Annotated in this window: 14 protein-coding genes; 11 read left to right on the top strand and 3 right to left on the bottom strand. The window is 67.4% G+C overall.

Annotated features, from left to right (window positions below; all coding sequences use genetic code 11):
- Window positions 1–105 precede the first annotated feature (105 nt).
- On the bottom strand, window positions 106–1,524 hold the full coding sequence (locus tag AAEX57_RS00305; RefSeq protein ID WP_342090236.1) for a GH1 family beta-glucosidase: 1,419 nt from the start codon (window positions 1,522–1,524) through the stop codon (window positions 106–108).
- 263 nt (window positions 1,525–1,787) lie between these two features.
- On the opposite strand from AAEX57_RS00305, the gene AAEX57_RS00300 reads away from it, so the two are divergent.
- The 5 genes from AAEX57_RS00300 to AAEX57_RS00280 all read left to right on the top strand — a co-directional run bounded on the left by AAEX57_RS00300 (window position 1,788) and on the right by AAEX57_RS00280 (window position 6,711).
- Window positions 1,788–3,095 carry an ABC transporter substrate-binding protein gene (locus tag AAEX57_RS00300; RefSeq protein ID WP_342090235.1) on the top strand — a complete coding sequence of 436 codons (1,308 nt, stop codon included), beginning with the start codon at window positions 1,788–1,790 and terminating at the stop codon, window positions 3,093–3,095.
- A gap of 71 nt (window positions 3,096–3,166) precedes the next feature.
- Window positions 3,167–4,141 carry a carbohydrate ABC transporter permease gene (locus tag AAEX57_RS00295; protein ID WP_342090234.1) on the top strand — a complete coding sequence of 325 codons (975 nt, stop codon included), beginning with the start codon at window positions 3,167–3,169 and terminating at the stop codon, window positions 4,139–4,141.
- A gap of 8 nt (window positions 4,142–4,149) precedes the next feature.
- Window positions 4,150–5,055 carry a carbohydrate ABC transporter permease gene (locus AAEX57_RS00290; protein ID WP_342090233.1) on the top strand — a complete coding sequence of 302 codons (906 nt, stop codon included), beginning with the start codon at window positions 4,150–4,152 and terminating at the stop codon, window positions 5,053–5,055.
- Window positions 5,052–6,056, top strand: a complete 1,005-nt coding sequence (locus tag AAEX57_RS00285) for a LacI family DNA-binding transcriptional regulator (RefSeq protein WP_342090232.1) — start codon at window positions 5,052–5,054, stop codon at window positions 6,054–6,056. Before AAEX57_RS00290 ends, AAEX57_RS00285 begins: the two co-directional genes overlap by 4 nt.
- Before the next feature lie 130 nt (window positions 6,057–6,186).
- On the top strand, window positions 6,187–6,711 hold the full coding sequence (locus AAEX57_RS00280) for a GNAT family N-acetyltransferase (protein WP_342090231.1): 525 nt from the start codon (window positions 6,187–6,189) through the stop codon (window positions 6,709–6,711).
- A gap of 6 nt (window positions 6,712–6,717) precedes the next feature.
- Here AAEX57_RS00280 and AAEX57_RS00275 read toward each other — a convergent pair whose 3' ends face one another.
- Entirely contained in the window at window positions 6,718–7,104 is a 387-nt protein-coding gene (locus AAEX57_RS00275) for a rhodanese-like domain-containing protein (protein WP_342090230.1), read from the bottom strand.
- A gap of 142 nt (window positions 7,105–7,246) precedes the next feature.
- The gene (locus AAEX57_RS00270) at window positions 7,247–8,599 is read right to left on the bottom strand and encodes an anaerobic C4-dicarboxylate transporter (RefSeq protein ID WP_342090229.1); all 1,353 of its coding nucleotides are present in this window, start codon (window positions 8,597–8,599) and stop codon (window positions 7,247–7,249) included.
- A 139-nt stretch (window positions 8,600–8,738) separates the two neighbouring features.
- Between AAEX57_RS00270 and AAEX57_RS00265 the strand changes: the two genes are divergently transcribed.
- From AAEX57_RS00265 to AAEX57_RS00240, 6 genes are all read left to right on the top strand, one after another.
- A complete protein-coding gene (locus AAEX57_RS00265; RefSeq protein ID WP_342090228.1) occupies window positions 8,739–10,322 on the top strand; it encodes a sensor histidine kinase in 1,584 nt (527 codons plus the stop codon).
- Window positions 10,319–11,008 carry a response regulator gene (locus AAEX57_RS00260; protein WP_342090227.1) on the top strand — a complete coding sequence of 230 codons (690 nt, stop codon included), beginning with the start codon at window positions 10,319–10,321 and terminating at the stop codon, window positions 11,006–11,008. Before AAEX57_RS00265 ends, AAEX57_RS00260 begins: the two co-directional genes overlap by 4 nt.
- Window positions 11,009–11,051: 43 nt before the next feature.
- On the top strand, window positions 11,052–12,041 hold the full coding sequence (locus AAEX57_RS00255; protein WP_342090226.1) for a type IV toxin-antitoxin system AbiEi family antitoxin: 990 nt from the start codon (window positions 11,052–11,054) through the stop codon (window positions 12,039–12,041).
- 71 nt (window positions 12,042–12,112) lie between these two features.
- Entirely contained in the window at window positions 12,113–12,805 is a 693-nt protein-coding gene (locus AAEX57_RS00250; protein ID WP_342090225.1) for a hypothetical protein, read from the top strand.
- Window positions 12,806–12,859: 54 nt separating this feature from the next.
- Complete coding sequence (locus AAEX57_RS00245; RefSeq protein ID WP_342090224.1) at window positions 12,860–13,207, top strand: non-heme iron oxygenase ferredoxin subunit; 348 nt, start codon at window positions 12,860–12,862, stop codon at window positions 13,205–13,207.
- On the top strand, window positions 13,204–14,451 hold the full coding sequence (locus AAEX57_RS00240) for an NAD(P)/FAD-dependent oxidoreductase (protein WP_342090223.1): 1,248 nt from the start codon (window positions 13,204–13,206) through the stop codon (window positions 14,449–14,451). Before AAEX57_RS00245 ends, AAEX57_RS00240 begins: the two co-directional genes overlap by 4 nt.
- Window positions 14,452–14,565 lie beyond the last annotated feature (114 nt).

Raw genomic sequence — 14,565 nt, 5'->3', positions numbered from 1 at the left:
CACCTCCTCTGGTCTCAACGGCCATGGGTCGGTCCCATGGCAGGAGGGCGTGTGCCTTGGACCCCGGCATCGGGTGCTGGCGTCCAAGGCACAACTCTACCGGTTTCAGGCGCCAGCCACCCAATCGACTCCGACGGCGTCAAGGTCACGCGTGCGCGCCAGATCTGCGTACCACTTCGCGGAGTCCTTGACGGTGCGCTGGAGGGTCTCGTAGTCCACCCGGACCATGCCGAAGCGCTTGCTGTACCCGAAGCTCCACTCGAAGTTGTCCAACAGAGACCACAGGAAGTAACCCGTCACCGGCGCGCCCTCCTCGATGGCCCCTACGACGGCGGCCAGGTGACCCCGCAGGTAGCCGACGCGGTCCTCATCGTGGACCCGCCCGTCGACGGAGACCTCATCGGGGAAGGCGGCGCCATTCTCGGTGACCATCAACTCCTGACCGGGATAGTGACGGGCGGTGCGAGTGAGCAGGAGGCGCAGGCCGTCGGCCTCGATGTTCCAGCCCATGTCGGTCAGCGGCCCGGTGGGCGGAAGGAAGGTCACATCGTCGCAGCCCACCCAAGGGCTCACCCCGGTCTCGCCATGACCGCCGGACAGGGACTCCTCCCCGGCATCGCAGGCCTTGACCGTGGAGGTTGCGTAGTAGTTGATGCCCAGGATGCTGGGCGCCTGGTGGCAGAGCTCGAGGTCTCCGTCGAGCACGAAGGACCAGTCGGTGAGCTCCTTGGTGACCTCCCGCAGCTCGTCGGGAAGGATCCCTTCCATCACTGGCTGCAGGAAGGCCTCGTTGCCGACGACCTCGATCTTGCGGGCCGCCGCCACATCGGCCTCGGAGTCCGTGAGCGGGTGAATGACGTGAAGGTTCAGGGTCAGGCAGATCCGCACGTCGTCGCCCAGCTCCTCGCGCAGCGCCACCGACGCCAGCCCGTGGGCCAGGTTGAGGTGGTGCACCGCCTTGAGCGCTTCGACGGGCTCGGTGCGACCGGGCGCGTGGACGCCGGAGGCGTAGCCCAAGTAGGCCGAACACCATGGTTCGTTGAGAGTGCTCCACACGTCGACGACGTCACCGAGCTCACGCGCCATCTTCCGGGCGTATTCGGCGAAGACATAGGCGGTCTCGCGCACCGTCCACCCTCCCTCGTCCTGCAGCACCTGCGGAAGGTCCCAGTGGTAGAGGGTGACAACAGGGCTGATGCCGGCCGCCCTGAGGCTCTCGCACATACGACGGTAGTAGGCCACGCCCTCCGGGTTGACCTCACCCACCCCATCGGGGATCACCCGGCTCCAGGAGATGGAGAAGCGGTAGGCCTGCAGCCCCAGGGACTTGATGATCTCCAGATCCTCGTCCCAACGGTGGTACTGGTCACAGGCCACGTCACCGGTGTCCCCGCCGTGCACCTTGCCGGGTGTGCGGCACTGGGTGTCCCAGATGGAGGGCGTGCGACCACCCTCGTCGTGGGCGCCCTCTACCTGGTAGGACGCGGTCGCCGTCCCAAAGACGAACTCGTCATTGAACTTCATGTTGACTCTCCCTAGCCGCACGCCGTCGTGCGTGCCACGATCAGTGTGAAAGCGTTTTCAGATCTGCGTCATGACGTTAGCCACTGCTGGGTGGCCAAGTCAATAGCGTGAACTACTAGGGGTAATGGAAAGTCTTGCAAAGTGCATGACCCCGAGCCTTGCCATCAAGCCTATCGGGTGCTTTCATTGTTTGAGAGCGCTTTCAAGCGCCTGCCTAGGAGGGCTCGTGCATCGTGGCACGGCCGGGAACGAAGGAGTATCTGGTGAGCACTGGCAAGTGGAGGAAGGCCGCGGCGCTTGCAGCGAGTCTGGCCGTGATGGTGACCGGCTGCTCGAGCGGTGACAAGGCCGCCGACAGCAAGACGGCGCCCAGCAGCGACCCCAACGAGAAGGTGACGCTGACAGTCGCCACCTTCAACGAGTTCGGCTACGACAAGCTCTACGCCGAGTACATGAAGCTGCACCCGAATGTGACGGTGAAGGCCAAGAAGGCCGCCACCACCCAGGAAGCGCGCGACAACATGAACACCCGCCTCGCGGCCGGTTCCGGCCTGGCCGACATCGAGGCCGTCGAGGTGGACTGGCTGCCCGAGCTGATGCAGTCCAGCGACAAGTTCATGGACCTGAAGTCCGATGACGTCGCCGGCCGCTGGCTGGACTGGAAGGAGAAGGCCGCCACCGATCCCGACGGCAAGGTGATCGGCTACGGCACCGACATCGGCCCCGAGGCCGTCTGCTATCGCTCCGACCTGTTCGCCAAGGCCGGCCTGCCCACCGACCGCGAGGAGGTCGCCAAGCTGTTGGAGGGCGACTGGAACAAGTACTTCGCGGTCGGCAAGCAGTTCGTCACCAAGGTCCCGAATGTCGGCTGGTACGACTCCCCGAACGCCATCTGGGCAGCTCGCCTGAACCAGATGGAGAACCCCTACTCCTCCACCACGGAGGAGGAGACTGTCATCCCGCTCGACGAGAACAAGCCCGTCAAGGAGCTCTACGACGACGTCGTCACCCAGTCCGTCGACAACAAGCTCTCCGCCGGCCTGTCGCAGTGGAGCCCCGACTGGAACAAGGGCTTCCAGAGCGGCAAGTTCGCCACCATGCTGTGCCCGGGCTGGATGCTGGGCGTGATCGAGGGCAATGCCGCCGGCGTCAAGGGCTGGGACATAGCCAATGTCTTCCCCGGCGGCGGTGGCAACTGGGGCGGCTCCTACCTGACCGTCCCCGAGCAGGGCAAGAACAAGGCCGCCGCTCGTGAGCTCGCTGCCTGGCTGACCGCCCCGGAACAGCAGGTCAAGGCCTTCGAGGCGAAGGGCACCTTCCCCAGCCAGAAGGAGGCCCTGGAGAGCGACCCCGTGAAAGGCAATGTGAACAAGTTCTTCAACAATGCCCCCGTGGGCAAGATCCTTGCCGACCGCGCCGCCGCCGTGAAGGTGACCCCCTACAAGGGCCCGAACTACTTCGCGATCGACACCATCGCGCAGGATGCCCTGACCCGCACGGCCGTGGAGAAGTCCGCCAGCCGTGAGGACTCCTGGAAGAAGGCAGTCGACGAGGCCAAGGCCCTCGGCTGACCCAGCCCCCCGAGGGGGCGCCCGTACCGGGCGCCCCCTCCCCCTTCCCGAACGTCAATGAGGACACACAGATGAGCAGCCCCACCCTGTCGACGCGCCAGCGGCTGAGCCACTGGGACCAGAAGGCGTCGCCCTACCTCTACATCGCGCCCTTCTTCATCATCTTCGCCATCGCGGGGCTCTTTCCGCTGCTGTACACCGCCTTCGTCAGCCTCCACAAGTGGAACCTGATCCGCGGGAACCAGGGCTTTATCGGCGCGGACAACTACGTCTGGGTGCTCCAGCAACCCCGCTTCTGGAAGGGGCTGCGCAACACCTTCAGCATCTTCCTGCTGTCCTCCGTGCCGCAGGTGGTGGCCGCCGTGCTGATCGCCGCCGCCCTGGACGCGAACCTGCGCGCTAAGACCTTCTGGCGGATGGGCGTCCTGCTGCCCTACGTGGTGGCCCCCATCGCCGTCTCGCTGATCTTCGGCCAGGTCTTCTCTGACCAGTCCGGCGTCATCAACGCCGTGCTGGACCGCATCGGCATGGGCCCGATCGGCTGGCACAAGGACGTCCTGGCCTCCCACCTGGCAATCGCGACGATGGTGAACTTCCGCTGGACCGGCTACAACACCCTGATCTTCCTGGCCGCGATGCAGGCCATCCCGCGCGAGACCATCGAGGCCGCCGTCGTGGACGGTGCAAGCCGAATCAAGACCTTCCTGCACGTCACCATCCCCATGCTGCGGCCCACCATCATCTTCGTCGTGATCACCTCCACCATCGGTGGTCTGCAGATCTTCGACGAGCCGCGCATGTTCGACAACACGGGCGCCGGCGGCGCCGACCGCCAGTGGATGACCGTGACGATGTACATGTACGAGCTGGGTTGGGGCAGCCAACGCAACTTGGGGCGCGCCTCCGCCGTGGCATGGATCCTCTTCCTGATCGTCGTCGCCATCTCCCTGCTCAACTACTTCATCACCCGACGCATTGCCTCCAGCGGCGCCTCGAAGCTCCGCTCCGGCAGACTGACCCGCAAGAACCAGCGAGGCACGCGATGAGCCACCAGATGTCCACCCCCGCCATCGGGCAGATCGCCGGCAAGGGCGCCGCCCGTGCCGCCCGTCGCCGCCAGACCCGCCTCGAGGGTGGCGTGCGGCGCCCCGGCTGGGGCACCTACGCCTTCCTGACCGCCGTGCTGCTGGTCTCCTTCATCCCCATCTACTACGCCTTCCTGCTGGCCTCCTCGACGAGCGCCGACATCGCGCAGCACCCCATCCCCAGCCCCATTCCGGGCAGCCACCTGGTGGAGAACCTGCAGCGGGTCCTGAACTCCGACATCAAGATCTGGAGGGCCTTCCAGAACAGCCTGGTGGTCTCCCTGGTGACGGCCCTGTCCGTGATGTTCTTCTCCACCCTGGCCGGCTTCGCCTTCGCCAAGCTGCGCTTCCGGGGCAAGAAGTTCCTGCTCGCCTTCGTGGTCGGCACCATGGCCATCCCGTCGCAGCTGGGCATCATCCCGCTGTTCATCGTGATGGCCAAGCTCGGATGGACCGGCAAGCTCGCGGCCGTGATCGTGCCCGCCATGGTCTCCGCCTTCGGTGTCTTCTGGATGACGCAGTACCTGGAGGACGCCCTGCCTTACGAGTTGATCGAGGCCGCCCGGATGGACGGGTGCAGCATGATCCGCACCTTCTGGCACGTCGTCGTCCCCGCCGCTCGCCCCGCCGCGTCCATGCTGGGACTGTTCACCTTCGTCGGTTCCTGGACCAGCTTTTTCTGGCCCTTCATCGTGCTGGGATCCTCCAATCCGACCCTCCCGGTGGCACTCCAGCTGCTCCAGGCTTCCTATTTCAAAGACATGGCCCTCATCATGGCTGGTGTGTTGATCATCACCATGCCCCTAGTCCTGGTCTTCCTGGTTGCCGGACGTCAGCTCGTCGCCGGCGTCATGGCGGGAGCGGTCAAGGGATGAGAGTCCAGACGTCACCGGCAACCCTGGACGACGTCGCCCGGCTGGCCGGCGTCTCCCGGGCCACCGCCAGCCGGGTCGTCAGCAAGGGCGCCGCGGTCCGCGAGGACAAGCGCCTGGCCGTGGAGCGGGCGATCGCTCAGCTCGGTTACGTCCCCAACCACCTGGCGAGGGCGCTGGCCACCCAGCACGCTGGCGTCGTGGCGCTCATGCTGCCGGAGACCGACGTGCGGGTCTTCTCGGACCCCTTCTTCTCCCAGCTGTACCACGGGACCCTGCAGGGATTCGCGGGCTCCCCCACCCGGGTGGTGCTGTCCATCAGCCAGCCCGACGACGCCCCCGACGCGATGGCCAGGTACCTCAACAGCGGCCACCTCGACGGGGCCATCGTCGCCTCCCACCACGGCTGGGAGATCGCCCGCCAACTGCACGGCACGGGCCGTCCGGTGGTCTTCATCGGTGACCCCGGAATCCCCGGCGCCCCCTTCGTGGACATCGACCAGGAGGCGGGCGTCCGGCTCGCGGCCGAACACCTGTTGGCTCGGGGTGCCCGGCGGCTGGCGACCATCACGGGACCGCTAGACATGGTGGTGGGCAGGCGACGCCTGCAGGCCTTCCAGACGGTGCTCGCCGAGCACGGGTTGACCCCGGTGCACGCCGTCGACGGAGGGTTCACCCGGGAGGGCGGGGAACTGGCCGCTCGACGCCTGCTGGCCGAACACCCGGACTTCGACGGCCTGTTCGTCGCCTCGGACCTGATGGCTCGCGGCGCGCTGCGCGCCCTGACCCGCGCCGGCCGCCGCGTACCCGACGACCTGCTGCTGGCCAGCTTCGACGACAGCGTGGTGGCCGTTGAGAGCGACCCCCAGCTGACCAGCGTCGGCAACCCGGCCACGGAACTGGGAGCCGAGGCCAGCCGAATGCTGCGACGCCTGCTCGCCGGGGAGGACGTCGACTCGCCGCACATCCTGTCCACCAGGATCAGCGTGCGCGAGTCCGCCTGAGCCGCATCCTAGGCTGACCCCATGCCAGCCACACTTCCCACCGGCCGCGAATTGCGCGGACCCCGCCTGGTAGCCCACCCCTTCACGGAGCAGGACTGCACGGACCTGGCGCCCGTCCTGATGGACGAGCGTGTCTACGCCCACGGGCTACGTGATGCACCACCGGCCCACCACGCTGGATGACGCGGTGCGCATGGCCCACGGCTGGGTCAATCCGGACTCCCTGGACGGCCGGGTTCAGGGCCGCCTCAGCTACTGCTTCCGGCTGGCCGAGGACTGCGAGCTGGGAGCGGCGGGGACCTTCGTCGGGACTTCATCACTGGGCGAGGTGAACTTGGAGCGCGAGCAGCTGCACCTGGGCTGGACCATCTACGCGCCCGCCTTCTGGGGCAGCGGCACCAATGCCGAGGCCAAGTGGTTGCTGCTGCGGGAAGCCTTCGAGGGGTGCGGGATGGGCCGGGTGAAGATCCAGACAGACATCCTCAACACCCGTAGCCAGGCGGCAATCGCCCGCTTGGGCGCCACGCGGGAGGGGGTGCTGCGCCGAGACCAGCCGCGCGAGGACGGGACCTGGCGGGACACCGTCGTGTTCAGCATCCTGGCCGACGAGTGGCCCGGCGTCGCCGCCGGCCTGCGGGAGCGGTTCCCGGCCTGAGCCGGCTCAGCGCTTGTTGCGAGGCGGTCCGGGGAGCAGGAACTGGCCCGCTTCCTTCCAGGCGAGCAGCCCACCGTGCACGAACTCCGCCTTCATACCCTGGGCCTCCACCAGCTTGACGGCGTGGCCGGAGCGCAGCCCGGTGTCGCAGATCAGGATGATCTCCTTGTCCGGTTCGGCAAAGGGGTCGCCGTCGTAGACCGCGTCCATCACGCTCTGCCCCAGCAACTTCACGTCCACCAGTCGGGATCCCGGAACATGCCCGGCCTCGTACTCGTTGAGCCCGCGCACGTCGCACAGCACGCTTCCCTTGGCCATCAGCGCCAGTGCCTCGTCGACGCTGATGCCCCCCTCGGGGGTCATCTTGTTGATCAGTCGGTCACGCAGTCCCATGGGGACATCCCACCACACCGGGCTCTGCGGGCCACCAACCGGCGGGGCATGGAAGACGCTCGGGTTCCCGCGATCCGCGTGCTTTGCAACACGAGCGGACCGCAGGAACCCGAGCGTCCTTGGGGAACGAGGTGTCAGGGCCTCACAGCACAACCCGGGCCAACAGCGAACCCACCAGGCAGCCCACCGAGACGATGATGATGCCGGGAATGATGAAGGAGTGGTTGATCACGAACTTGCCGATCTTGGTGGTGCCGGTGCGGTCGAAGCCGATGCAGGCCAGATCCGACGGGTAGGTCGGCAGGATGAAATAGCCGTAGGCGGCGGCGCCGAAGCCGATCATCGTCACCGGATCCACGCCGATCTTCAGACCGATCGGGGCCATCGCGGCGATCGCGGCACCCTGGGAGTTGACCAGCTTGGAGACCAGGAAGAGGGCAATCGCGTAGGTCCAGGCGTGGCTCTGCACCATGCTGGTCAGGTTGGCCTCCAGGCCCTCGATGTGGGCACCGAAGAAGGTCTCCGCCATCCAGGCGACGCCGAAGACGCTGAAGATGGCCACCATGCCCGCCTTGAAGACGGTGGTGTTGGGCACGTCGGTGGTCTTCACCTTGCAGACCAGCATGATCGTCGCACCGGCCACCAGCATCAGCATCTGGATCACCAGGTTCATGCTGAGCGGCTTCAGGTCACCCTTGGCATTGGGGAAGCTGGGGCGGGTGCCGTCGAAGGCGCCCATCACCACCACCAGCGCGATGGTGGCGAAGAAGATCCAGGTGGCCCAGTAGGCGGTCTTCGGGAAGACGGTGTCCAGCAGGGTCGACCCGCCGGAATAGATGAAGTCCCGCTGCGTCGGATCGGCGATCTTGGCCTGGAAGTCGGGATCCTTGTCCAGGTCCTTGCCGCGCTTGATGCTCCACAGCGCGGCCACCAGCACGCCGCAGAAGGTGGCGGGGATGGAGACCATCAGGATCTGCGGAATGGAGTAGACCTTGGTGCCCGCCTCCTGCGCGTGCGCGGCCAGCAACGACGCGAGGGTGACGGTGGCGACGGAGACCGGGGAGGCGGTGATGCCCGCCTGGGCGGCCACCGAGGAGACGGCCATCGGGCGCTCCGGGCGGACGCCCTTCTTCAGCGCGATGTCCTCAATGATCGGGAACATGGTGTAGACCACGTGGCCGGTGCCGCACAGCAGGGTCAGGAACCAGGTGGTGAGCGGGGCCAGCACGGTGATCTGGTTGGGGTGCTTGCGCAGGATCTTCTCCGCAAACTTCATCATCACGTCCAGGCCGCCGGCCTGTTGCAGCACCGATGCGCAGCCGATCACCGCCAGGATGGTCATCATCACGTCGATCGGCGGGTCGCCGGGCTTGAGGTGGAAGCCGAAGACCAGGATCAGCAGGCCGAAACCGCTGATCAGGCCCAGGCCCATGCCGCCATAGCGGGTGCCCATGATCAGGCAGCCCAGCACCACCAATAGCTGTATCCACACCATCGTCGCTGACTCCTCTTGCGGGAGGCGCCCGCTCGGTGGACGCCGCTGGCTCCATCCCACCGGCTGCGCCATTGGCTGTCGCGGTTGTGTTCTTTGTGTTCGCGACGCCGATCCGGTGCGGCTGGGGAACAATGGGCGGGTGCGACGACGATCACTGGCCAGGCGCTATCTGTGGCTGATCGGCGCGTTGCTGCTGGTGGAGGTGGCGATGATGGTCGCCATGCTGGCGCTGGATTCGCGCCGCTACCAGCTGGACCGGGCACGGGTGCGCTGCACCCACCTAGCACAGGCCGTCGCGCTGGAACCGATGACCGAACAGACGCTGCTGTCCGGCAAGCCGTCGCCGGCCCTGAGCGGCTACACCGCGGAGTTGACGAAGGTCAGCTCGATCGACTTCATCACGGTGATGGACGCCAACCGGATCCGGTTCACCCACCCCGACCCCAGCAAGGTCGGCGGCGCATTCCTGGGAGACCTGGGCACGGCAACCGAGTCGGAGCCCTTCACCCAGCAGTACGCGGGCACCTTGGGGCCGTCGATGCGCGCCGTGGTGCCGGTCAAGCAGGACGGCCGGATCATCGGCTATGTGGCCGCGGGCGTCACCATCGAGCGGATCCAGAACGCGCTGCCCACCCAGCTGGGGATCATCAGTGCGCTGGGAGCGGTCCTGCTGGCCACCGGGCTGGGCGGCGCGGTCTTCGTCAGCCGACGACTGCGGCAGGAGACCCACGGGCTGGGGGCCGCGGAGCTGGCGTCGATGTATGAGTACCACGAGTCGATGCTGCACGCTGTCCGTGAAGGTCTGCTGCTGCTGGATCGCGAGGGCACGGTGAAATTGTGCAATGAGGAGGGCCAACGACTGCTGGGGCTCGACGCCGACCCGACCGGCAGCGGGATCGGCGCGCTGGGTCTGCCCGCCCCCCTGGTCACTCCCCTGATCTGCGACGCGATGACACCGGACCAGGTTCTCCAGGTGGGTGAGCGGATCCTGGTGGTGAACCAGCAGCCAGCCTCCTTCGACGGGCAGCGCACCGGATCGGTGGTGACCTTCCGCGACCACACCGAGCTGCAGGCGATCACCGGCGAGCTGGCCACGGTGCGTGGCCTGACCGAGACCCTGCGCGCCCAGAACCATGAGGCGGCCAACCGGCTTCACACCGTCGTCTCCCTGATCGAGATGGGTGAGAGCGACCAGGCGGCCCAGTTCGCCACCGAGGAGCTGGCCGACCGGCAGGCCATCACCGACCGGATCGCCGGCGGACATCGCGAGCCGATCTTCGAGGCCCTGCTGTTGGGCAAGCTGGCGCAGGCACGTGAGGCCGGGATCGAGCTGGTGCTGGATGAGGAGAGCCATCTGGCGGGGATGCCGATCTCGCCCGGCGAGGCCGTCACGGTGGTCGGAAACCTGCTGGACAACGCCTTCGAGGCCACCCGCGGTTGCCCGACGCGACGGGTGGAGGTCTTCATCCAGACCACCTTGGACTCCTTCGTCTTCGAGCTGGAGGATTCGGGGCCGGGCGTGCCGGACGATCTACGGGAGACGATCTTCACCCGGGGTTGGTCCTCCAAGGCGGACGACCAGGGGCATGGCCTGGGTTTGGCGCTGGTGGCGCAGGTGGTGCACCGGCACGGCGGCAGCATCCGCTGCGGCACCTCCGAGCTGGGCGGGGCCCTGTTCAGCGTCGAGATCGATGCCCGGGGCAGTGGGGAGAAGGCCGCATGATCCGGGTGGTCGTGGTGGAGGACGAGCCGATCGCCGCCCGGGCGCATGCCGCCTATCTGGAGCGGCTGGAAGGTTTCGAAGTGGTGGGCAATGCGCCGTCCTGTGCCCAGGCGGTGCGGGTGATCGCTCGGGAACAGCCGGATCTGGTGCTGCTGGACATGCGACTGCCCGACGGGCATGGGCTGGAGCTGCTGCACCGGCTGCGGGCGTCGGGGCAGCTGTGCGACGTGATCGCGGTCACCTCGGTGCGGGAGGTGGAGGTGGTGCGACGCTCGCTGGCACTGGGCATCACCCACTACCTGATCAAGCCCTTCACCTTTGACCTCTTCCGGGCGAAGCTGGCGAACTACCGTGCCTACCACGGCCAGTTGGGGCGAACGGGGCAGGCGTCGCCGGAGCGGGTGGCGCAGGCCGAGGTGGACCAGCTCTTCGACCTGCGGGCCTCGGCCGGGGCGTCGAGCCTGCCAAAGGGAATCTCCCCGCAGACCCTGCAGGCGGTCAGCACCCTGCTGGGCGGCAGCGACGAGGCCCTGTCGGCCACGGAGGTGGCCGCCGCCCTGGGCACGTCCCGGGTCACCGCCCGTCGCTACCTGGAACATCTGGCCGGCACCGGTCTGGCGGAACGCCGGGAGCGCTACGGCCACGCCGGCCGTCCCGAGGTGGAGTACCTGCGCCAACCCCGCTGATCCACGTGTTCATTTTTCTTGGTTGTTCACGTAACATGAACACATGAAGATGATGAACATCGAGCAGGACCTGCTCGATGTCGTGGAGCAACACGCCGATGAACACGGTCTGCGGTTGTTCCATCGCCAAGCGCTCGACAACGAGACGGGCCGGCGTCCCGACGCGCGGATCAGCATCCCCACGCGCACCGGTGAGACGAGCCTCGACGTCGAGGTCAAGACCTCCGCACGATACGACGCCCTGCACGCCCCGCGCCGCGCCGACATCATCATCCAGCCCTACATCAACCCCGCGCAGGCCGAGCGATACCGTGCGGCAGGCCAGTACTACCTTGATGCGGCAGGCAATGGATGGATTGAAGCGGACGGTTATCGCCTGTTGGTGGACGGGCGGAAGCCCGCCGATTGGCAGGGGTCGAGGCACGCCGCGGGATTCACCCCCGGCACCACGCGACTCGTCTTCGTTGCCCTGGTCGCCCCCGCCATCATCACGGCCACCACACGAGACCTGGCGCGAGCTGCTGACATTTCCCTGGGAGCGGTCTCCACGGCCTTGAAGACGCTGGACTACCTTGGCCACCTCGATGGCACGCCACGCGACAGGCATGGACTCAAGCGCGTCGACGAACTGGTCGATCGATGGCTGGCGGGCTTCCAGGACCGGCTGTTGCCGACACTCAGGTCCCGAACAGCCACGACTCCCCAGCGTGACGCACTGCTCTCCTGGCACGAGAGCCATCCGAGCGCTGCCACCCTCGCCGGAGAAGCTGTTGAACCGACCATCCACAACCCGGAGAGCATCACGCTGTATGCCCCCCAGCCGTGGACGTCGATCCTCCAGGAAGGACGGCTTCGCCCCACTCCGAATGGCGACGTCATCCTGCGCAAGCGGTTCTGGGATGAGGAAGTGCTCCACCTGGGGCCGACGGCACCGCCCCTGCTCACCTGCGCGGAGCTCCTGGCTTCCCATGACCCTCGCCTCCAAGAGGCTGGTCGCAGTCTTCGGGGCCGCTTGCACGAGAGTCGCCGATGACACGGCCAAACCCTTTGCCGGAGGCAGTCCTCGAGGCTCTCGCCAGCCAACGATGGGAGGACTGCCTCCTCATGGGCGCCCATGCGCGCGACCACGTCATCCACAACCTGGCCGGCCTCCAGCTGGGACGCCGTACGACGGACATCGACTTCGCCGTTGCCGTTCCCTCCAACGAGGAGTTCCGGGAACGCACCAAGTCGCTCACGCCCTTGTCTGACAGCGGCATGAGCTTCAGCATCCGCAAGTTTGCGGTGGACCTGATCCCCTTCCGCAAGGATCGGCCCGTCATCATCACGGAGATCACGCCCGGAGTGCTGATGGACACCACTGGGATAGCCGAGGCCTTCACCACCGCCACGCCACTTGACCAAGAGCACCCCTGGCTGCGACTTCCCACCCTGCAGGCCATGATCGTGCTCAAGACCGTCGCATGGCGCATGCGACGCAGCGAGGTGGACAAGGATGCAACGGATCTGGGGCTTCTACTGGACTGCGTGAGCCAGGGCGTCTTTGCGGATCGTTGCTTCGAGGATGGAGAATTGCTGGAAAGGTTCGAGGGAGATCCAGACCTGGTGGGTGCCCATCTGACAGGTCGCGACATCGCTCAGGACCTCCCGGCGGCCGCGAAGGCATGCCACGACGAATGGCTCGACGCCAGGTTGGTCTCGAGCTCGACGCGGGAACCGCTGCGACGGCAGCAGATCCGCGCACAGCTCGAGGCACTGCACCACGGATGGAGCGAGGCAACCGTCACAACGCCTTGATCGGCCGCCAGACACGCGGTTGTCTGGTGGCAGGACCGATGAGAGGAAACGAACATGCCAGGAGCCATCCGGGTGGCCAGCGAGGGACAGCTGGCCGAGGACGAGGCGATCGTCGTCAACGCCGCCACCGCGGGAACCACCGACGACATCGCCGTCTTCCACTCCGAGGGCCGCTACTGGGCCCTGACCAACCTGTGCACGCACGGGCAGGCGTCGCTGGCCGACGGCTGGGTGGAAGCCGGGGAGGTGGAGTGCCCGCTGCACGGGGCACGCTTCTCGCTGAGCACTGGCGCCGCCCTGTGCCTGCCGGCCAGCGTCCCGGTGGCCACGCATCGCGTCGAAGTCCGCGACGGCGGCATCTGGCTGTGCCCCGACGAGCCGGTCGAGGACGCGGCCCTGTGAGGCACGTCGTCATCGTCGGTGGTGGCCTGGCCGGGTTCACCACCGCCCAGGAGGTGCGACGCCTGGATGCCGAGGCCCGGATCAGCGTCGTCGACCCGCTCGGCCTGCCCCATGACCGACCGCCGCTGAGCAAGGAGTACCTGACCGGCGAGATGCCGCAGGAGAAGCTGCCCTTCCACCCGGAGCCCTGGTTCGAGGAGCAGCGGATCGATCTGCACACCGATCGGGTGGAGCGCATCGTGCCTGACCGCGGCCGGGTTGAGCTGGCCTCCGGGGAGACCCTCGAGGCCGATGTGATGGTGCTCGCCCAGGGCGGCCGGGCGCGTACCCTGCCGATCCCCGGCGGCGACCTGCCGGGGATCCTGCAACTGCGCACCATTGCCGACGCGGACCGGCTGAAGGCACTGCTGCGCCCCGGGGTGCGGCTGGCGATCATCGGCGCCGGGCTGATCGGCGCGGAGGTGGCCGCCACCGCTGCCGAGGCCGGCGCGGAGGTCACCCTGGTGGATCCGGTCCCCGTCCCCCTGGCGCCTGTGGTGGGCACCGAACTGGCCGGGCGGCTGCACGGCATGCACGCCGAGCACGGGGTGCGGGTCTGCTGCGCCGCCACCGAGAGCATCCAAGAACTCGGCGCGAATTCCACGAGCGATCCCGCACGATCCCCGAGCCTGCCGGGAGGCTACCGGCTCACGCTGGCCGACGGCACCACTCTGGAGGCCGACGCGGTGCTGGTGGCTGTCGGACTGGTGCCCAACACCGAGCTGGCCGAGGCTGCCGGGCTCGCCGTGGACAACGGGGTTCTGGTGGACGAGGCCCAGCACACCGGCGTCGGGAATGTCTACGCGGTGGGCGATGCGGCCCGCCACCGCTTGCCCGACGGCACCTTGGCCCGGCGGCACGAGCACTGGGAGTCGGCGATGCGCTCCGGCCAGAGCGCCGCCGCCGCGATCTGCGGCCAGCCGCTTTGGGAGCACGGCGCTGGCTGGATGTGGTCGGATCGTTACGGTGTGCACGTCGAGGCGGTCGGTGACCTGGTCAACGGCACGCCGGTGACCCGGGTGGTCGACGGGCTGCCGGTGACCACCTTCCAGCTGGACGAGCGGGGAAGGATGATCGGGGCGGCGGGCATCAACGTGCCCAAGGTGATCCGGGCGGCCCGCCGGATCATCGACCGCGGTCTGATCGTGCCACGCGAGGTGCTGGAGGATCCGACGGTGGATCTGAAGCCCTTCACCCGCGGGTAGCCGCAGACCGAAGGGTTGTGAGGCCGGTCGCCTTCGGGGACCAAGGCCATCGGCAGCCCAGCAAACATTGCGTCGAACCCCTCTTCAAATTTGTCAGAGGCTCGGGTTAGCGTG

It is taken from the genome of Luteococcus sp. H91, from assembly GCF_038433135.1.
Taxonomy (GTDB): domain Bacteria; phylum Actinomycetota; class Actinomycetes; order Propionibacteriales; family Propionibacteriaceae; genus Luteococcus.
The sequence above is the reverse complement of the archived record's forward strand: the minus strand, read 5'-3'. Positions and strand labels throughout refer to the sequence as shown.